Origin of the sequence: Methylobacterium sp. J-001, assembly GCF_022829565.1 — a bacterium.
Lineage (GTDB): Bacteria > Pseudomonadota > Alphaproteobacteria > Rhizobiales > Beijerinckiaceae > Methylobacterium.
Map to the genome: position 1 here is coordinate 40,061 of NZ_JAKSYN010000200.1, position 19,373 is coordinate 59,433.

The 19,373-nt window shown below is 68.6% G+C and carries 17 protein-coding genes; 7 read left to right on the forward strand and 10 right to left on the reverse strand.

The annotated features are described in order from the left end of the window. Positions 1-4: 4 nt before the first annotated feature. Positions 5-736: a MarC family protein gene (locus MKK65_RS24525; RefSeq protein WP_243960580.1), complete on the forward strand. Its 732-nt coding sequence runs from the start codon at positions 5-7 to the stop codon at positions 734-736. 7 nt (positions 737-743) lie between these two features. Here the strand turns inward: MKK65_RS24525 and MKK65_RS24530 are convergent, their stop codons facing one another. Then, complete coding sequence (locus MKK65_RS24530; RefSeq protein ID WP_243960581.1) at positions 744-1,796, reverse strand: hypothetical protein; 1,053 nt, start codon at positions 1,794-1,796, stop codon at positions 744-746. 1,034 nt (positions 1,797-2,830) lie between these two features. Between MKK65_RS24530 and MKK65_RS24535 the strand changes: the two genes are divergently transcribed. Both MKK65_RS24535 and MKK65_RS24540 read left to right on the forward strand, forming a co-directional pair. After that, complete coding sequence (locus MKK65_RS24535) at positions 2,831-3,667, forward strand: ArsA-related P-loop ATPase (RefSeq protein WP_243960582.1); 837 nt, start codon at positions 2,831-2,833, stop codon at positions 3,665-3,667. Then, positions 3,664-4,101, forward strand: a complete 438-nt coding sequence (locus MKK65_RS24540) for a hypothetical protein (RefSeq protein ID WP_243960583.1) — start codon at positions 3,664-3,666, stop codon at positions 4,099-4,101. The genes MKK65_RS24535 and MKK65_RS24540 overlap by 4 nt, the downstream gene beginning before the upstream one ends. Positions 4,102-4,115: 14 nt before the next feature. Here MKK65_RS24540 and MKK65_RS24545 read toward each other — a convergent pair whose 3' ends face one another. The 5 genes from MKK65_RS24545 to MKK65_RS24565 form a co-directional block, all read right to left on the reverse strand. After that, on the reverse strand, positions 4,116-5,159 hold the full coding sequence (locus MKK65_RS24545; protein ID WP_243960584.1) for a cytochrome-c peroxidase: 1,044 nt from the start codon (positions 5,157-5,159) through the stop codon (positions 4,116-4,118). 143 nt (positions 5,160-5,302) lie between these two features. Further along, the gene (gene pbpC / locus MKK65_RS24550; protein ID WP_409565494.1) at positions 5,303-7,447 is read right to left on the reverse strand and encodes a penicillin-binding protein 1C; all 2,145 of its coding nucleotides are present in this window, start codon (positions 7,445-7,447) and stop codon (positions 5,303-5,305) included. 78 nt (positions 7,448-7,525) lie between these two features. Beyond that, positions 7,526-7,804 carry a hypothetical protein gene (locus MKK65_RS24555; protein WP_243960585.1) on the reverse strand — a complete coding sequence of 93 codons (279 nt, stop codon included), beginning with the start codon at positions 7,802-7,804 and terminating at the stop codon, positions 7,526-7,528. Positions 7,805-7,907: 103 nt separating this feature from the next. Further along, positions 7,908-11,321: an acyl-[ACP]--phospholipid O-acyltransferase gene (locus MKK65_RS24560; RefSeq protein ID WP_243960586.1), complete on the reverse strand. Its 3,414-nt coding sequence runs from the start codon at positions 11,319-11,321 to the stop codon at positions 7,908-7,910. A 270-nt stretch (positions 11,322-11,591) separates the two neighbouring features. Continuing rightward, positions 11,592-11,852, reverse strand: coding sequence for a hypothetical protein (locus tag MKK65_RS24565; protein ID WP_243960587.1), 261 nt, complete (start codon positions 11,850-11,852; stop codon positions 11,592-11,594). A 193-nt stretch (positions 11,853-12,045) separates the two neighbouring features. Here MKK65_RS24565 and MKK65_RS24570 point away from each other — a divergent pair, with 193 nt between their 5' ends. Next, positions 12,046-13,065, forward strand: coding sequence for an SDR family oxidoreductase (locus tag MKK65_RS24570; protein ID WP_243960588.1), 1,020 nt, complete (start codon positions 12,046-12,048; stop codon positions 13,063-13,065). A gap of 114 nt (positions 13,066-13,179) precedes the next feature. Next, positions 13,180-14,055, forward strand: a complete 876-nt coding sequence (locus MKK65_RS24575) for an MBL fold metallo-hydrolase (protein ID WP_243960589.1) — start codon at positions 13,180-13,182, stop codon at positions 14,053-14,055. Here the strand turns inward: MKK65_RS24575 and MKK65_RS24580 are convergent. Genes MKK65_RS24580 through nthA form a run of 3 tightly spaced genes read right to left on the reverse strand, consistent with a single transcriptional unit; the run spans position 14,043 to position 15,666 of the window. Beyond that, positions 14,043-14,366, reverse strand: a complete 324-nt coding sequence (locus MKK65_RS24580) for a nitrile hydratase accessory protein (RefSeq protein WP_243960590.1) — start codon at positions 14,364-14,366, stop codon at positions 14,043-14,045. The genes MKK65_RS24575 and MKK65_RS24580 overlap by 13 nt on opposite strands. Beyond that, positions 14,363-15,022, reverse strand: a complete 660-nt coding sequence (gene nthB / locus MKK65_RS24585) for a nitrile hydratase subunit beta (RefSeq protein ID WP_243960591.1) — start codon at positions 15,020-15,022, stop codon at positions 14,363-14,365. The genes MKK65_RS24580 and nthB overlap by 4 nt, the downstream gene beginning before the upstream one ends. Then, positions 15,019-15,666, reverse strand: coding sequence for a nitrile hydratase subunit alpha (nthA, locus tag MKK65_RS24590; protein ID WP_243960592.1), 648 nt, complete (start codon positions 15,664-15,666; stop codon positions 15,019-15,021). Before nthA ends, nthB begins: the two co-directional genes overlap by 4 nt. A gap of 197 nt (positions 15,667-15,863) precedes the next feature. On the opposite strand from nthA, the gene MKK65_RS24595 reads away from it, so the two are divergent. Then, the gene (locus MKK65_RS24595) at positions 15,864-16,565 is read left to right on the forward strand and encodes a sigma-70 family RNA polymerase sigma factor (RefSeq protein ID WP_058191087.1); all 702 of its coding nucleotides are present in this window, start codon (positions 15,864-15,866) and stop codon (positions 16,563-16,565) included. A gap of 106 nt (positions 16,566-16,671) precedes the next feature. Here the strand turns inward: MKK65_RS24595 and MKK65_RS24600 are convergent, their stop codons facing one another. Next, positions 16,672-16,920: a hypothetical protein gene (locus MKK65_RS24600; protein ID WP_243960593.1), complete on the reverse strand. Its 249-nt coding sequence runs from the start codon at positions 16,918-16,920 to the stop codon at positions 16,672-16,674. A 119-nt stretch (positions 16,921-17,039) separates the two neighbouring features. On the opposite strand from MKK65_RS24600, the gene MKK65_RS24605 reads away from it, so the two are divergent. Next, positions 17,040-19,370, forward strand: a complete 2,331-nt coding sequence (locus MKK65_RS24605) for an FdhF/YdeP family oxidoreductase (protein ID WP_243960594.1) — start codon at positions 17,040-17,042, stop codon at positions 19,368-19,370. Positions 19,371-19,373 lie beyond the last annotated feature (3 nt).

Here is a 19,373-nt window from a genome sequence, read left to right on the forward strand (position 1 = left end):
CCTCATGAGCATCGATTTCACCATTCAGCAGTTCCTGCTCGCCCTCTCGGGCCTGATCGCGATCGTGAACCCGATCGGCGGAGCCTTCATCTTCGCGCAGGTGACCAGCGCCTACAGCCACGCCGAGCGGGTGTTGTTGTCCCGCAAGATCGGGGTCTACGCCGCCTTGGTGATGCTCGGCGCGCTCTGGGCCGGCACGCCGATCCTCAACTTCTTCGGCGTGACCCTGGCGGCCCTGCGGATCGCCGGCGGGCTGGTGGTGATGTCCTCGGCCTGGACCCAGCTGAACCGCCCCGAGGCCCGCGAGGCGCGTAAGCAGGCGGAGGCTTCGGGTTCGAAGGATCGGGGCTCGAACGATCGGGGTTCGACGATCCTGATCGAGGCGAACCGGGATCCGGCGCCGGGGCCGCTCGCCGAGATCGCGTTCTTCCCGCTGACCCTGCCGTTCACCACCGGGCCGGGCACCATCGCGGTGGCGATCACACTGGGCGCGAACCGGCCCGCGGCCTATGCCGACCGGTTCGGCTTCTATCTCGGCGTCACCCTGGCGGCCCTGGTCGTAGCGCTGGCGGTCGCGCTGATCTACGCCTCGGCCGACCGGGTGGTGGCGCTGATCGGCCCGGCCCGTGCCCGGGTCACCGGGCGCCTGTTCGCCTTCCTGCTGCTCTGCGTCGGGACCCAGATCCTGATCACCGGGCTCACCGACGTGTTCGCGCCGCTCATCGCGGCGCGTTGAGCGGCGCTCAGATCACCGGCAGCGTCCCGAGCCCGCCGAACAGGGCCGCGTGGCCGGCGTAGTAGAGGAAGAGGAAGATCGCCAGGGCTGCGCCGTACCAGGCCGGTGCCAGCACCACGTCCCGGGCGCGGACCGCCATCCGGACATCGTCGGCGGCGATGCCGAGCAGCACCACGATGATCCCGGAATGGCCGATCGCGTCGACCTTGCCGAATTCGAACACCGCCGAGACAAAGATCGCTGCCAGGATAATCGCCGCGACGCGCCGGACCAGCGGAGTCCAGATCAGCGCGAAGGCCAGGGTGAACTCGATGACGCCAGCGGCCTGCATGAACAGTTCGGGGGTGGCGCCGAGCGTCATCTGCGGCTTGGCGGCCAGGAGCGGCGCGGTCCATTCCGGATAGGCCCACTTCTCGATGGAGGCCCACATCAGCGTGATCGCGGCGGTCCAGCGCACGATATCCAGCGGACGGATGTTGAAGGGCGAGAGGTCGAGACCGCGGCAGATCAGGTAGACGGCTACGCCCAGGAAGATCGGATAGTCGGCGAGGTGGAACACGCCGTATTGCGCGGTGGCGAAGCTGAACAGGAACACGATGCCGAGCCCGGTGAGCGGCATGGTCCGCCGCCAGATCAGGCAGGTGGCCAGCGCCAGCTGGAACCACGGGATCCAGGCGACGTCGGTCTTCAGTTCCGGGGTCAGAATGATGCCGCCCAGCTCCCAGAGCGAGACGAAGAAGAAGCCCAGCGTGGCGCGGACCAGCAGCTCGGTGTCGGTTCGGACCCGGGAGGTCACACGATCCAGCGCGTTGAGCAAGGCGCCGCCGAGCGGCGTCCCCTCGGCCAGGCACCCGAACATCAGGCACACCAGGGCCAGCACGGTCAGCCCTTCGAAGTTGGCGCAGAGCACCTGTTCCAGGCCCTGCGGCTGCCCGGCGACGTCATAGGCGCAGAACCATTTGACGTGGGCCTGGGCCTCCCCGGTGGCCGCGAGGCTTGCGACCCCGGCCCCGGCGAGGGCGTACCTGGCTGATATGTGCTTAGTCTTGAATGCTAGCATCGGAGCCTCGCCGGTGCACGTTCACACCGTGGTTACTGGGCTATTTAGATAGATTAATAGGCGTCCCGCCAATGGTTTATTAACGAATATGAGTGGAAGGTTAACGCTGTGGATTCTGCCGGCAAGCCTGCCGAATTCCAGTTGCGCCGTGGATCGGCGGCCCGAAGCCAGGATTGGCCGGCCGCATCCCATCACGGTCTGCGCAAGCCCACACGAATGGGCACCGCGGCAAGAGAAGAGCCTGGCGGCGTTGCCCCCTCTGCGGTCCAGGCCCGGATTATGATCGCCTGCCGTTGGATCGCCGCCGATCGGTCCGGAACGCGCCTCGACAGCCGACGGCCTGAGCCTGCTGAGAAGGCCGAACTGCGATTTCAGTCGAATCGATGATTATTCGTCTCTGCGCTGGATGTTTGTCGCATTTACGAAGAAATATTCGAAATCGATTGGTCGACTTTGCGCATGTGTCGGCCAATGATGCTATAAAAGAGGGATATTTTGCGCGGGTAACTCTCCGTGCCTGCGATCATAGCAGAGGATAAGCTGTCAATGTCTTTGATTGTAGGCTTGCCTCTGGCCCTCGTCTGGGCGAACTCTCGGCCTTGCGCGACGCTGGCGAGACGAAGACCGGACCGGAGCCCATCGCGGCCCTGAGCTGGCAACGGAGTGCAAGCTGTGAAGTGGGCGACGTTTCCGGTTCCAGGCCTGCCCGGCGTGATGCTCGGACTGGGCATCATCCCGCGGGGTCATGCGGCCTCGGCCACCCGTCGGTCCGGGATCGGCCCGCTTGCGCATAGCGGGGCTCGGACAAAGCCGGCTGGCAGCCTCGACACGTCGCGCGCGATCGGACCGGCTGCTTGAAGTTCCCCTGCCCTCTTGTGCCCAACCGCGTCGTCGGCCTGCGGACACCCTCGCCTGGCCGGATCCCCGCGGATCGATCTCATCAACCCTGAAACCCCTGCAGGACCCTGCCCGCGCGCTGCAGCACCGCACGCGCGGATGTCGCCCTGCGCCTTTCAAGCCAAGGAGACCCATCGATGACCGATACCACGCAGCTCAAGGCTCCGGTCTGGTACAGCCCCTCCGAGATCCAGGAGATCCAGCAGGATCTACTAGGGCCGGGCAATGCGAAGGTCCTGATCTTGTGCCTCGGCGGCAAGGGTGGCGTCGGCAAGACGACCATCGCCCTGCAGATCGCCGATCTCGCCGCCGAGGTCGGCCCGGTTCTGGCGGTCGACACCGACCCGGCCAACCGCCACTTCCACACGGCGCTGATGCGCGAGACCGAGCCGGGCAGCCAGAACTTCGTGCCGCGCCGTCCGGGCGTGTCCTGCTTCCGGCAGCGCCTGCGCGCGGAGGATTCCACCGGCCGCGTCGACCCGACCCTCGTCCAGGACCTGATCGAGCGCGTGTCCGACGCCGCCGAGCGCTTCGTGGTGGTCGATTTCCCAGCTGGCGACACCGAGACGACCCGGCGCAGCACCGAGATCATCGTCGAAAGCTGCCGCGAGGATAAGATCCGCCTCTGCGTGGTCGTGGCCGCGGGCGCCGTCGATCCGACCGCCCTGGACGTGCTCCGGGAATTGCGGCCGCTGCTGCTCGAATGCGACCGGGCGATCCTGGCCAAGAACACCGCTCCGGCGACCAATTTCGACTATCTGGAAGCCTCCGACGTGGTGCGGCAGCTGCGAGCGCAGCCGAACTTCCGCACCACCGAGATCGAGCGGATTGGCGAGCGCTTGATCGAGGCGCTGCGGATCCAGCATACGACGTGGCTGGAACTGGCGACCACCGCGCCGATGCGCCTGCGCGTCGAGGGCCGGCGCCTGCGGCGCAACTTCCACACGGCCTGGCGCGAGGCCTTCCGTCCGTGAACAACCTCGAGCGGTTCTACCGGACGGTTCACGGCCGGGCGCTCCTGCCTTGGGAGCGGCAGCTTGCCGTGCGCGTCGCGGCCGCTCTCAACACCACCACGGACGACGATTTCGTCGTCCACCTGCTGCTGCTGTACAACGCGACCCACGTCATCAGCGAGATGCACAACGAGCTGGTTGCGGCTCGGGACTCGCTCTCTCAGAGCAACCGGGAACTCGTCCACGACCTGTCGGTGGAAGTGCGGCGCAACACCCGGACGGTCTACGTCCTGCTCGGAGTCGTGGTGGCCAGCGTGCTCGGGAGCGTGTGGATCATCCTCAGCCTCGCGAGTCTGTCCCACCAATACGCGATCAGCGAGGCTCGCATCGTCGCCGCCCTGCAGACGGGCGAGCGTCGGGGGGCCAGCGTGCCCCAGCCGGCGCTGACGCGGTGACGATCCGATTCGTCTTACGGCGCCGGAACGGCCGCTGTGAATGACGCCGCCGTTAGGTCGGGACCCGTCCCGGTCGAGAGGGTCGACAGGAACGCCAGCAGGTCCGCCCGCTCAGCTGCGCTGAGATGGAGCGGCTTGATCGATCGGGAGCGGCTCGGACGGTCGATCCCGCCGCGGTCGTAGAGGTCGATGACGGCTGCCAGGGTCGCGACCGAGCCGTCATGCATGTAGGGGCCGCGCTTGCCGATCTCCCGGAGCGTCGGCGTCTTAAAGGCGTAGCGCAGGGCGACCGAGGTCGGCATGAGGCGGCCGCGGCCGATATCGGTGCCGGTGCCCACGCCGATATCGTGGAACGAGTTGTCGGTAAACGACCAGCCGGAATGGCAGCTGGCGCAGTCGGCGCGGCCGTTGAATAGGTCGAACCCGCGTTTGGCCGGCTCGGCGATGGCGGCCTCGTCGCCGGCGATCCAGCGATCGAACGGGGTCGTTCCGGCGACGATCAGACGCTCGAAGGTGGCGAGCGCCGCCTCGAGCCGGTCACGGGTGATGGCCGGATCTTTGAAGGCGGTGGCGAAGGCGGCCGCGTAGCTCGCATCGGCGGAGAGCCGAGCGAGCGCATCTGCCATCGGCAGATTCATGTTTGCAGGCGACGTCATCGGCATGGCGGCGACGGTTTCGAGGGTCCGGAACTTCCCGTCCCACCCGAGGGGGCCATCCTGCCAGGCGACGTTGATGAGGGTCGGCGTGCGCAGGTCCATGTCACCCTGCATCCGGGTCGCGGCGCGCGCACGCCCGTCGCCCCAGGCGAGATCTGGGATGTGGCAGGTTGCGCAGGCGCGGGTGCCGTCGCCGGACAAAATCGGATCGAAGAACAGCCGCCGGCCCAACTCGGCCTTGGCGGCGGAATAGGGGTTCTCACTGGGGAACGGGATCTCGGCGGGCGGCCGATAGGTCTCACGCCAGCCGGCTCGGCGCGGATCGCCACCGCTTCCGAGTCCCGCCGCTACACCGACCAATCCGAGAAGCACCGCGATCGCGGCGCCGACCTTCCAAGCCATCACCGACCTCACCGGTGAGCTTTAGACCGGTATTCGTTGACGACCGATGAATCCGAATAGAAAGATTGGGCCTCGCGAGCGTATTGGTGGCTGCAGAATGACGCACCCAGGCATGTTCGTCGCGAAATCTCTGATCCGCGACGTCACTCCAGACGGATGGAGACGCTGTCGCTCGCCCCCGTTGCATCGAGAACCGAGATCCGGACGAATCCGGCTCCGTCCGGGACCCACTCGGCCCGGCGCCGCGCCGTCTGCGCCACCGGCTGGCCGTCGACCAGCCAGGTCAGCGGCGGCACACCGCCGAGCGCCTTGAGGGCGAGACCGGGGCCTGCTGGCTCGCGCTCCTCCGCGTGTTCGCCCGCGAGGCCGAGATCGATGTGGGCCCCGTCCGGGGGATAGGCGATCTTGAGCGCCGGGCCCTGCATGTCCGCGCCGTCGCGCTGCAGGTGGCGCAGCGGCGGCGGCAGACTAAGCGATGCGGCTGCGCTCAGTACGTTGGCGGGCGGCGGGATCGGCTCGGGCTCGGTGCCGAGCCGCGCGAAGGCATCGAACAGGATCGGCGCGGCGGCCATGCGGCCGACGAGGCCGGGCACCGATGCGCCGTCGGGACGCCCGATCCAGGCCACCATCGTGACGCGCCGGTCGAACCCTGCCGCCCAGGCGTCACGGTAGCCGAAGGAGGTCCCGGTCTTGTAGGCGATGCGGTTCGGCAGCGCGTTCTCGGGCGGCGGCGTTCCGCGAAGGATATCGGCGATGTACCAGGCCGCCACCGGCTCGCTGATCCGGTGCTCTGGGCCGGTCGCGGCGGAATCCCCAGCCCGGCGCAGGATGTCCGGGACCGTCCCGCCCCGGGCGAGCCCCGCATAGAGCCGGGCGAGGTCGGTCAGGGTGATGCCGAGGCCACCCAGGGCCACCGGCAGGCCCGGCGCCGCCTCGCGGGGGAGCTGGATCGCGGCGCCTGCCGCCCGCAGCCGGGCGATGAAGCGCGCCGGCCCCACCGCCTCCATCAGCGCCACCGCGGGCACGTTGAGCGAGAGCTGCAGGGCGCGCCTTGCGGTGACCGTCCCCTGGAAGGTCAAGTCGAAATTCTCCGGCGCGTAGCTCGCCGAGAACCGCGCCGGGCGGTCCTCCAGCAGCGTCTCGGGATGGGCGAGACCGTTCTCGAAGGCCAGGGCGTAGACGAAGGGTTTCAGGGCCGAGCCCGGCGAGCGCACCGCCAGGGTCATGTCGATCGCCCCGCGCCGGGTCGGGTCGAGGTAGCCGGCGCTGCCGACCTGGGCGAGGACCCGGCCGTCGCGGTTGTCGAGCACCAGGATCGCGGCCGACAGGGCCGGACCAGCCGCGGCGGCGCGCTCGGCCGCCAGCGTCTCCAGCCGCGCCTGGAGGCGGCCGTCGATGGACAGGCGGATCACCGGCGCCCCGGGCTCGGCCGCCACCGCCTCCTCGGCGGCGTGGGCCGCGAGCATCGGGAACGGCTCGCGTTCGGTCGGCACCGGCTCCGCCTTGGCCGCTGCGGCCTCCGCCGGGGTGAGGACGCCGCGGCGCGCCGCCAGGTCGAGCACCCGGTCGCGGGCGGCCCGGGCGCGGCCGGGGAATCGGTCCGGCCGGCGGGTCTCTGGGGATTGCGGCAGGGCGACCAGCAGAGCCGCCTGCCCCGCCGTGAGCCGCGCCGGCTCCCGCCCGAAATAGGAAAGGCTCGCCGCCCGCACACCTTCGAGCGGGCCGCCATAGGGGGCGAGCGCCAGGTAGAGATCGAGGAGCGCCGCCTTGCCGAGATGGCGCTCCAGCGCCAGCGCCCGCACGATCTGGCGGAGCTTGGCCTCCAGCGAGCGCCCGTGGCGCGGCTCGACCAGGCGGGCGACCTGCATCGACAGGGTCGAGCCGCCGGAGAGGATCCGCCCATGGGCCAGCCATTGGCCGGCGGCGCGCAGAATCGCCACCGGGTCGACGCCCGGATGGGATCCGAAGCGCCGGTCCTCGTAGGCGAGCAGCATCGCCCGGTAGCGTGGATCGACGGTCGCGGCGGTGACCGGCAGGCGCCATCGGCCGTCCGCGGTGGCGAAGGGGCGCAGCAGCGTGTCGGACCGGTCGAGCACCACGGTCGAGCGCGCCGAGGCCGCCGCGAGGTCGAGGGGTGGCAGCGCTGCGGCGTAGCGCCAGAGCATGCCGGCACCGGCCGCCAGGAACCCCAGCACGAGCGCCGCGATCCCGAGGCTCACCCCAGTGACGCGGCGCTGGGGGCACCGGGACGATGCTGCGGCGCTCGGATCAACCCTGTGGTCCGGCACGCATCCTCCTGGTCCCGAGTCTCCCGGGGGCCACAGATTCACTGATCTGCCGGCGCCAGCAAGTCCCGGAATTTCGGCTCAGCCGATGCCGACGCCGCGCATGCCCGGGAAGGTCGGCCGGCCCACCGGCCCCACCCGGATCGGGAAAGGGACGACGTTGGAGGAAAGAATTGCGGGCTCGGCCTCGAGGATCTGCGGCGCGGGCTTGCGGGTCTTGACGGGTTTTGCCCAGCGCTCGATCCGCTTGAAATAGGCCCGCCGGGTCAGCCAGATCGGAAATCGCCTGCCTTTGAGCATGTTCAACTCCTCGTCGACACGTGCACGAATCGCGAAATCCAGTCGACGAATCTCAATCACTTAGGATTGATCGAATCATGACTGTATTCCCGATACCATGCGATCGCGCCGACGCCCGCATCCCCTGTTTGGGGGACGCGGGTCGGGCGGACAAGACGGCCGCTCAGGCGGCGGCCGATTCCCGAGCGCGCTCCAGCGCGAGTTTGACGACGGAAACCTGATCGACCTTGCCGCTGCCGAGCATCGGGATCGCCTCCAGCACCACCACCTCGGCGGGGATCGCCACGTCCGAGGCGCCGCGCTCCTTGGCGAAACTCTGGTAGGCGGCGCGCGTCGCGCCCGTCTCCTGGGTGAACAGCACCAGCCGCTCGCCCTTGCGCACATCCGGCACGGCCGCCACCGCGCTCGGATGGTTCGGCCAGAGTTCGGCTGCGAGCGCTTCGATGCCGGCCAGCGACACCATCTCGCCGGCGATCTTGGCGAAGCGCTTGGCCCGGCCCTTGATCGTGACGAAGTCCATGGCGTCGATCGCCACGATGTCGCCGGTGTCGTGCCAGCCGTCCGGCGGCGGCTCCAGCACGCCGGGCTTCTCCGCCCGCAGATAGCCCAGCATGATGTTTGGTCCCCGGAGTGAGAGGCGTCCGCCCTCCGCGATCCCGGGCACCGGCTCCAGGCGGGTCTCGATGCCGGGCAGGATCCGCCCGACCGTGCCGAAGCGGTTGAACATCGGCGTGTTCAGCGCAACCACCGGCCCACATTCGGTGACGCCGTAGCCCTCCAGGATGCGCAGCCCGAACTTCTCGCCCCAGGTCTTGCGGGTGGATTCCTTCACGGCTTCGGCGCCGGCCACCACGTAGCGGAGCGAGCGGAGGTCGTAGGAATGCGCGGCCCGGGCATAGCCGGTGAGGAACGTGTCGGTGCCGAACAGGACCGTGCTGTTCGAGCCGTAGATCAGCTCCGGGACGATCCGGTAGTGCAGCGGCGATGGGTAGAGATAGACCGGCACCCCGGAGACCAGGGGCAGGACCAGCCCGGCGGTCAGCCCGAAGGCATGGAACACCGGCAGCACGTTGAACACCTTGTCGGTGGGCCCGAAATCGATCCGGGCCGCCACCTGGGCGACGTTGGCGAGCATGCAGCGGTTGGCCAGCACTACGCCTTTGGGCGTGCCCTCGCTGCCCGAGGTGAACAGGACGGCGGCCGGATCCTCGCCGGTGCGCTTCACCATGGGTTTGCGCCCGGCCAGCAGGGCGCGGATCTTGTCCGGCGTGGTGACGGTGGCGCGCACGTCCTCCAGGTAGACCAGCTCCACCGATTCCTTGATGGCCTCGATCAGGGTGCCGAGCCGTCCTTTCTCGATGAAGGCCCGAGAAGTCAGGATCCTGTCGACCTGCGCCGCCCGGCACGCCGAAAGCACGTTGGCCGCCCCGGCGGAGAAGTTTATCATCGCCGGCACCCGGCCCGCCGAGGCGAGGGCGAACAGGGTCACGGCCGCGCCGTTGGCGTTGGGCAGCATCACACCGATCCGGCCGCCCTCCGGCACAAGCGGCATCAGCTTGCGGCCGAGCACGTTCGCGCCGAGCACCAGCCGGCTGTAGCTCATGCGACCGGTGACCGGGTCCTCGAGCGCGGTGCGGCGCCAGCCGTGGCGGTCGCCGGCATCGATCAGCGCCGCCATCAGGCCGCGGTTCGTGTCGGCGGTGCGGAACAGCAGGTCCGACATGATGCCGTAGAGGGCCGCGCCAGCGGCCTGCCGCCGGGCCTTGCCCCGCAGGGTGTCGTCCACCCTCAGCCGCACCGGCGGCAGCACCGTCACGGTCACCTTGGGCCACCAGCGGCGGCGGACCTGCCCGCGGGACAGGCGCGAGAAGGCGGTGCGCTCCAGCCCGTCGATCTTCACGGGCACCACCATGGCGCCCGACTTGTCGGCGATGAGCCCAGCGCCGTCATAGACCTTCATCAGGCTGCCCGTGACGGTGAGCCGGCCCTCGGGGAAGATGATCAGCGTCTCGCCGCTCTTGACCGCGTTGATCAGCGTCCGCGTCGCGAGCGGACGGGTCGGGTCGAGCGGCATCGCCTTGGTGACCCGCAGGAACGGCCGGACCCACCAGCGCTGGGCGATGCCGCTATCGACCGCGAAGACCGGCTCCTGGTCGAGCAGCGACAGGGCCAGCGGCGCGTCGAGGAACGAGACGTGGTTGAGCGCCAGGATGCAGTTCGGCCCGGCCGCCGCGACGTTGTCGAGCCCGCGGACCTCCAAGCGGTAGAAGGCCCGGAACAGGATCGAGAGCGCGTCCCGGAACGGGCTGGTCGGCAGGGTCGCGAACACGACGGCGCCGACGATCAGGTTCAGCACCCCCACCAGGGCGAGGAGGCTGGCGATCGACAGGCCGGCGCCCTGCAGGGCCGCCAGCGCCAGGGTGCCGGCGACCATGAAGGCCGCGGTCACGACGTTGACCGCGCCGATGATGCGGGCGCGCATCGCCTTGTCGGTCCAGGCTTGCACGGCCGCAAAGGACGGGACGATATAGAGTCCGCCCGAGACGGCGAGGCCGAGGAAGCCGATGGCGGTGCGCAGGCCCTCTGCGGTCTGCAGGAATGCGAGCGGGCCGATCGCTTCAGCGGGTGGTGGCGGCAGATGTCCGATCGTCCAGGCGAGGTCGAGGCCGAAGAGGCCCATCAGCACCGCCCCGACCGGCGTCGGCAGCAGCACGATCCGGCCGCTGGCGAGCCACGAGGCCAGTCCCGAACCCACGGCGATGCCGATGGAGAACAGCGCGAGCAGCAGGGTGATCACGGTCTCGGTGCCGTTGAAGGCGTCGCGCACCAGAACCGGCAGAAGCGAGAGAACGACGACGCCGACCAGCCAGAACCAGCTCACCGTCAGGGAGCCGCGCCACAGCCGCGTGTCGGCCCAGAGGTCGCGCAGCAGGGAGGCGGTGGAGCGCGCGACGTTGCGGTCGACCTTCAGGTCCGGCGCCCCCTCCCCGGTGGGCGGGATCATCCGGGCCGAGAGCCAGCACAAAACCGCGAAGCCCATCACCAGCGCGCCGAACACCAAGCCGGAGCCGCCCATCGCCGAGGCCGCGCCCGCCGCGATCGTGCCCAGCAGGATCGCCAGGAAGGTCGCGGCCTCGACCAAAGCGTTGCCGGCCGGCAGTTCCTCGCGGCGCAGGTGGTCCGGCAGGATCCCGTACTTGATCGGGCCGAACAGGGCCGCGATCGTCCCGAACAGGCCGAGCGCCACGAACAGCACTGGCACCGAATGCAGCAGGAAGCCGAGCACCGCGGTCCCGGCGGCGAAGATTTCTGCGAACTTGAGCCGCCGGGCCATCAGCGCCTTGTCGTACCGGTCGGCCCATTGGCCGCCCAGGCCCGACAGGATGAAGAACGGCCCGATGAACACGGCGCTCGCCAGGGTGACGAGCACGCCCGCATGCGCATCCGCCTCCCCGCCGATCCCGAACAGGATCAGGAAGGCCAGGGCGTTCTTCAGGAAATTGTCGTTGAACGCCGAGAAGAACTGGCACCAGAACAGTGGCGCGAAGCGCCGGGCACTCATCAGGGAACGGAACATGGCGATCTCTCGGTTCCGAACCTGACTGGCCCAGCCGATGCGTCGAGGTCAAATCGGCCTTGCGTCAGGTGGCGGTTGCGGGGTCGCCATACACCGGTTCAGCCTGCATTCGAACGACAGCGTCATTGCGAGCGCAGCGAAGCAACCCAGTGACGCGCCCCGGTTCGGGGATCGCGCGTCGCCATGGGTTGCTTCGCTGCGCTCGCTGTGACGGTTCAGCGAACGATTTCAACAGTTGCTTGCCGATCCGGCTTGGACGCGAGCCGAACCTCAGACCTTCCGGAACGTGCGTCCGTGCGCGCCGGCCATCCGGCCGATCTGGCGCTCGAGGGCGTCCCGCAAGGACGCGCCGAGATCGTACGACCAGGTGATGTAGGCCCCGATCGCCGCGCTCACGACCATCATCGCGCTGGCTGCGCAGAGCGGCACGACAAGTAGCAGGGTCAGGACCAGGCCGACCGACATCCGCTCGCCGAGCGAGGCTTGCGGCCAGGGATCGATCGGCAGGGAGAACCGTCGTCCAGAGCGCATGGCTGCGATCCTTGAGGCCGGCCGCGTTTGGATGGCGCGCGACTACGCAGAATCAACAGCGCTCGTCGTTGGTCGTTGCGCAACGGTTCCAAAAAGACCGGCGGCCGTGACGTTGCGGCACGGTGGTGCGGCGCAACCGGAGGCGGCCACACCCGTTGCCGCAGCGATTCTTAACCGTTCGCGTGAGGCCAGGATGGCACGGGTTGCAGTCGTTACCGGAGGGACCGCCGGAATCGGGCTCGCGACCGCGCATCGCTTCGCCGCCGGCGGCTGGTCTGTGGCCGTGGTGGCCCGCGATCCCGGCCGGCTCGCTGCGGCCGAGCGGGCGCTCGCCGCCTACGGCCAGCCGGTTCTGGCGATCGCGGCCGACGTCGCTGATTCGTCGGCCGTCGACGCGGCCGCCGCCCGGATCGAGGCCGAGCTCGGCCCGATCCGAGCCTGGGTGAACAACGCCATGTCGACCGTGGTGAGCCCCGCCGACCAGATCACCCCGGACGAGTACCGGCGGGTCACCGAGACCACCTATCTCAGCCAAGTCTACGGCACCCTGGCGGCGCTCCGCTACATGAAGCGGCGCAATCGCGGTGCGATCATCCAGGTCTCCTCCGGCCTGGCGATCCGGGCGGCGCCGCTCCAGGCACCCTATTGCGCGGCCAAGTTCGCCGTCTCCGGCTTCACCGATGCCCTGCGCTGCGAGCTGCTCCACGACGACGTCGCCGTCAGCCTCAGCGTGGTCTATCTGCCGGCGGTGAACACGCCGCAATTCAACTGGGCGCGCAACCACACCGGCCATCGCCAGTATGCCCCGGACCCGGTCTTCGATCCGCGGCTCTGTGCCGAGGCGATCGTCTACGCCGTCGAGCATCCGCGCCGGGAGGTCTGGGTCGGGCGCTCATCGATGATGATGGCCGCCGCGCAGGCGCTCGCCCCCGCGCTCGCCGACCGTAAGGCCGCCTCGATGTGGTCGGCCCAGCTGTCCGACACGACCATCCCCGAGATGCAGGGCAACCTGTACGATCCAGTGCCCGGCGAGGTCGGCATCGACGGGCGGTTCAACGACCGGATGAAATCCACACGGGGCGAGTTTGTCACCAGCCGGACCCGCGACTTGGCGGTCGGCGGGCTCGCCGGGCTCGCGCTTCTCGGGCTCGCCGCCGCTGCGGTGGCGGCTACCCGCCCGCGGCGCGCTGCGCTGCCCGATCGCATGCGCTAGAGAAGTCCTGCAGGTCTCAGGGGCTCTGCCCCGAACTCTGCGAAGGGGCTGAGCCCTTTGGGAGCCTCGGGGACCATTCCTCGAAAGAGATCTAAGACAAAGAGATCCGAGACGATGCCCGGCTATCTACCCTTCGCGGGCGCCCTGAAGCTGCCGGCCTATACCTGCGACAATTGCGGGTTCTGGCAGCGCCATTTCGAGGCGCCCCCGTCCTGCCCGATGTGCCTCGACGCCCGTCACGTGGTCCCGCAGGACGGCTGGCGCTTCCGCACGACCCGGGAGGCGCAGGACGCCTTCCCGTGCCACTGGCAGGAGTTGGAACCCGGCGTCTGGCGGTTCTGGAACGAGCCGGTCTCCGGCATCGGGCCCTCCGCCTATCTGATCCGGACCGAGCACGGCAATATGGGCTTCGAGGGCTGCCCGGTCTTCAGCGAGGCCGCCCTCGACCAGATTGCGGCGCTTGGCGGCATGCAGGTCCTCTCGTCCTCGCACCCGCACGCCTACGGGGCGTTGACGCAACTTCAGGACCGGTTCGACCCGGAGCTCTGCTTGCCGGCCGCCGACTTCACTTGGAGCGCCGCGCTTCAAGTGAGCTGGCCCTACGACGATTTCCTGGAACCCCTGCCGGGCCTGGAGCTGCACCGCACCGCAGGGCATTTCGACGGTCATGCCGTTCTGTACGACCGAGGGCGAAAGATCTGTTTCTGCGGCGACGCATTGAAGTTCGAACTGGATCCGGCCGATCCGCGCCGGGCCACCACGATCTCGGCGCACAAGGCCTTCGTACGCGGCGTGCCACTCACCCCGAGCGAGTTGCGCCGCTACCGCGATGTGTTCGAGCGCCTCGACTTTACCCAGACCTGGACACCGTTCGAGCCTACGCGCAATTGCGGCCGGCCCGAGGTTCTGGCGCTGCTTGACCAATTGCTGAGCGGTCGCCCGCACGCCGCCCCGGTACCGCTCGACAGCCTCCGGGTTCAGGCCCGGTAGAGCGGATCGTTTTCCAGGCGGATCGGTTGGCCGTGCGGCGTCGCAGCCGCGGCGCGGAGAAACGCGTCGGTTCGCGTGGCGACGCTTTCGGTGGCCGTAACCCCACGCTCGGTGAGGATCTTCTCCAGCGTCGCGAGCCACGCGCCGTAATCCGCCGTGCGCTCAGGCCCGTCATCCGGCCGGATCTCCCGGCCGAGCGCCTCGGCCCACTCGGACCAGGTGAACAACTCGGCCTCCTGCAGGGCCACCACGAGGGCGAAGACCTGCGCCTCCCAGGGCGCCGCGAAGGCTTTGGGTGATGGAGTGCTCACGCCGGCTCCAGATAGGGTTCGAAGGCCGCCACCGTGACGGTCCCGCCCGGATCGCCGCTGGGGCCCCATAATTCCTGAGCCGTGAAGCTGACGGTGTACAGCCAAGTCGGGTTCTCGCCCGCCCCGTAGGCGTTGGTGTCCGGAAAGACGAAGGTGCCATCAACGCACTCGACCCGGCCCCGCCGCCCACGGACGTAGCGTGGCAGGCGGGTATGCCCGGTCGGGTGGACATTCCTGGCGATGACGGGATCGCCAACCGCGAAGCGGGCCGCAGCCGCTGGTTCGCGACTGCTCGGGAAGCCGGCCCTGAAGCGCGCCTCCAGACCGTCATGCGCCAGGACCCGCGTCACCGGCTTGGACGGCTCGAGAGCTTGGCCTGCGGCGAGCTCGTCGGGCGTCGCGAGACCCGTGGCGGCGACCTGCTTCTCCAGGGCGGCCAGCCAGATTTCGTAGTAGCTAGACCCGAGATACTGGGCGGGCGGCAGTGATTCCCGGGTGGCACGACTGCCGTCGAGGTTCCAGGCGCCGGTGTAGCCCATGGCCATCGCCATCGCGAAGACCCGACGCTCCCATTCGGCATGGAACACCGGCTCATTCGGCTCGGGCACCACCGGCCCGAAGCCGTGCGCGCCGCCGAGGTCCTGGGCGCCATTCATAGCGGCATCTCCGGCGCGGTCGGCGGCATGGAATCCGGCAGGCCCGTGCCGATCATCGCGTCGCGCGTGACGAGGGCGGCCAGGGCCTCCTCGGAGAACCCTTCGGTGTTCGCGGGGCGCATCGGCAGGACCATGTAGCGGGTCTCGGCCGTGGAATCCCAGACCGTGATCCGGGTGGATTCGGGAATCGATACCCCGAACTCGGCCAGCACGCCGCGCGGGTCGATCACCGCCCGGGCACGATAGGGTGGCGCCTTGTACCAGATCGGCGGCAGGCCGAGCACCGGCCAGGGATAGCAGGAGCAGAGCGTGCACACGATAAGGTTGTGGGTCTCGGGGGTATTGGCCACCACCACCATGTGCTCCCCGCCCCGCCCGCCGATACCGAGCTCGGCGATCGCCCGCGTGGCGTCGGACAGGAGCCGGGCTCGGTAAGCCGGATCGACCCAGGCCCGTGCCACCACCCGGGCTCCGGCATGCGGACCGACCTTGTTCTCGTAGAGGTCTACGAGGGTGTCGAGGGCTGCCGGATCGATATAGCCCTTCTCGGTCAGTAGGGATTCGAGGGCGCGGACTCGTGCCTCGACGGGCGAGAGGTCGCTGCCGTGCGGGTGATCATGCGGGTGCGCGTGGTCGTGGCTCATCCGTCCTCCTGGCGATCGGCATTCTGCACCGCTGCCTCGCCCCCGGCCACTGTCGTTGCGATGTATCAATCATGATCGCTGCGGATGGCGCAATCCTCCGATTTTTCACGGGCGTGTTTGGCATCGGTTCAGACTTGGGGCGCTACCGACGTTAGACCAATTCCAGTATACTCGGCGATCGGGACCAGGATACGCGCATGACTGATGATAACGCGCCGGGGTCGGACGGGGCAGAGCGCGCCGGCGCGACCGGCTACGCCGCGATCATCGGCCAGCACCTCGCTCTGCCGATCCGGGACTATTTTCAGGTTGTCGAGCAAGAGCCGCTTCCGGCCCCGCTTGCCGGCCTCGTCGCACGCTTCGAGGCCGCCGTGGCGGCGTACGGCCAAGTCGTGGCGTTCGATTTCCGCAGCGATATCATCACGGCGCTTCCGTCCCTCCGGACCTTCGCGCTGTCGCTCGTAGGCGACGTGAGCCGGGCCGACGATCTCGTGCAGGAAACCTTCGTGAAGGCCTGGGCCAACCAGGCACGGTTCCGGCCCGGGACGAACTTCACCGCCTGGCTGTTCACGATCCTGCGCAACCAGTTCTACTCGGAGCTGCGCAAGAACCGGCGCGAGGTCGAGGATGTGGACGGCGCCCATGCCGGCCAGATGACCAGCCTGTCCGACCAGGAGGATGCCAGCACCCTCAAGGTCGTTTGGAAGCAGCTCGGGACCTTGCCCGCCGCGCAGCGGCAGGCGCTGCTGCTGGTCGGTGCGGAGGGCCACACCTACGAGGAAGCGGCGAACAAGCTTGGCTGCCAGGTCGGTACGGTGAAGAGTCGGGTCAGCCGGGCGCGCTCCTCGCTGCTCGATACGCTCGGCGTGGTGGTGGCGGGACAAGCTCCGGCGCCGTGACTCGCGGCTCGTAGGCGAGGGCAGAAATCCGACCGATCAACCCGCGTCGTGCAACGCTTCCGTCGCAAAGTCGCGTCGGCGCCGAAGCGATCACCCGGCGACCACCTCACATCCTCCGTTCGACCGCTCCGGCGCGGCTTTGCCGGAGCCGGAACACCGTCATCACCGCCGCAGCCGCGATGCCGGTGAGGATGACGGCCGGGCGAATGCCGGTCCGTGCCGAGGCCCGGCTCAATGCCACTTCCAGCGCTCCGGAAATATTGACGGCACGCGGCACAAGCTGCGTGTGAAGAAAATGCTTCGACACTGACGGGCCGGACGGCTTTTTCAGCATGTAATCGCGGCCGATGACCATATTAACCTCTATCAATGATGTATGTTAGCAGCACATAAATTTCCGGATGCGGAAACTCTTTTAGGAAACACCGGTGGGCGGCAGGTGTTTCCCAGCCTTACAGGCCCGGAGTTCGCCCGTTGGAAAAGCCCACCTTCAAGCCGTACCGTCTACCCTCCGGCGGTTGGGGATCAGCCCTCTCCGTCGGCAACATCCTGCGGCGTGAGGGCGTGCTGGCGAGCGTTCCGGTCGCGCTGACACGTCACAACAAGGTCGATGGTTACCAGTGCAACAGCTGCGCCTGGGTGAAGCCGGCGAGCCCCCTGCCCTTCGAGTTCTGCGAGAACGGGGTCAAGGCAGTGGCCTGGGAGCTGACCGCGCATCGCTGCACGCCGGACTTCTTCGCCAAGCACACGGTTACCGAGCTTCTGGACTGGGACGATTACCACCTCGAGCAGCCCGGCCGGCTGACCCATCCGCTGCGCTACGACGCGGCGAGCGACAAATACGTGCCGGTCTCCTGGGGCCATGCGGTCGAGGAGATCGCCCGCGAGCTGCGCGCCGTGGAGGACCGCAAGAAGGGCACGGTGTTCTACAGCTCCGGCCGCCTCTCGAACGAGGGGAGCTACCTCTACGGGCTGTTGGCCCGGCTCTACGGCAACAACAACCTGCCCGATTCCTCCAACATGTGCCACGAGACCACCTCGGTGGCGCTGCCGGCCAGCATCGGCCAGGGCATCGGCACGGTGGCGCTGGACGATTTCGGCAAGGCCGACTGCCTGCTGTTCTTCGGCCAGAACCCGGGCAGCAATTCCCCGCGCATGCTGCACCCGCTGCAGGAGGCGAGCCAGCGCGGCGTTCCGATCATCACCTACAATCCCCTGCGCGAGCGCGGGCTCGAACGCTTCCTGAACCCGCAATCCCCCGCCGAGATGCTGAGCCGCAAGGCGACGCGGATCAGCTCGCAGTACCATCAGGTCAAGGCGGGCGGCGACCTCGCGGCTTTGGCCGGGATCTGCAAGGCGGTGCTGGCCCTCCACGACGCGTCGCTCGCCGAGGGCGGTGAGCCGGTGCTGGATGAGGCTTTCATCCAGGAGCACACCCACGGCTTCGACAAGTTCCTTGCCTGGCTCGAGACCCGGGAGTGGGACGAACTCGAGCGGCGCTCGGGCCTGCACCGGGCTGACATGGAATCCACCGCCAAGGTCTACAGCGTCTCGAAGGCCGTGATCGCCGTCTACGGCATGGGGCTCACCCAGCACCAGGCCGGCGTCGAGACCGTCCAGATGCTGGTCAACCTGCTGCTGATGCGCGGCAATATGGGCCGCGGCGGCGCCGGTATCTGCCCGGTCCGGGGCCATTCCAACGTCCAGGGGCAGCGCACGGTCGGGATCACCGAGAAGCCCGAGCTGTTCCCGCTGGACCGGCTGGGCGCGCAGTTCGGTTTCGAGCCGCCGCGCGAGGCCGGCTACAACACGGTCGAGGCCTGCGAGGCGGTTCTCAAGGACGAGGTCCGCGCCTTCATCATGCTGGGCGGCAACTTCGTCCGGGCGATCCCCGATCACGGCCAGATGGAGCCGGCCTGGCGCCGGATCCGCCTGACCGTCAACGTCATCACCAAGCTCAACCGCAGCGCCCTGCTGCCGGGGGAGATCAGCTACATCCTGCCGGTGCTCGGGCGCCTGGAGATCGACGAGACCAAGGCCGGCCCGCAGGTGCTCTCGATGGAGGACACCTCGGCCTGCGTGCACGGCAATCGCGGGCTGCGCAAACCCGCCTCGCCGCACCTGATCAGCGAGATCCGGCTGATCTGCGAACTCGCCCGGGCGGTGCTCGAACCCAACCCGCGGGTGCGATGGAACGATTACATGCAGGATTATGCCGAGATCCGGAAGGAGATCGGCGAGACGCTGCCGGACTCGTTCTGGGACTACGAGCGGCGCATGTGGGAGCCGGGCGGGTTCCAGCGCGACATGCCGGTGAAGCGGCGCGAGTGGTGCACCGATACCGGCCGCGCCAACTTCGTCACGCCGAACGCGCTGGACGAGGATGCCGACATGCCCGCGATCGGGCACGACGTGCTGCGCCTGATGACCCTGCGCAGCAACGACCAGTTCAACACGACCGTCTACGGCTACGACGACCGGTTCCGGGGCATCAACAACACCCGTAAGGTGGTGCTGATGAACCGGTCGGACATCGACCGGCTGGGGCTCAAGGTCGGGCAGGCGGTCACGCTCAAGACCGTCGCGCATGACGGCATCGACCGCCGGCTCGCCGGGTTGCTGGTCGTCGCCTACGACATCCCGATCGGCTGCATCGGTGGCTATTATCCGGAATGCAACGTCCTGATGCCGATCTGGCACTACGCCACCGGCAGCAAGACGCCGGCGGCCAAGATGATCCCGGTCACGATGCATGCGGACAGCGCCCGCGTGCTTGAGCCGCAGCTCGAATACGCGGCCGGCTGAACC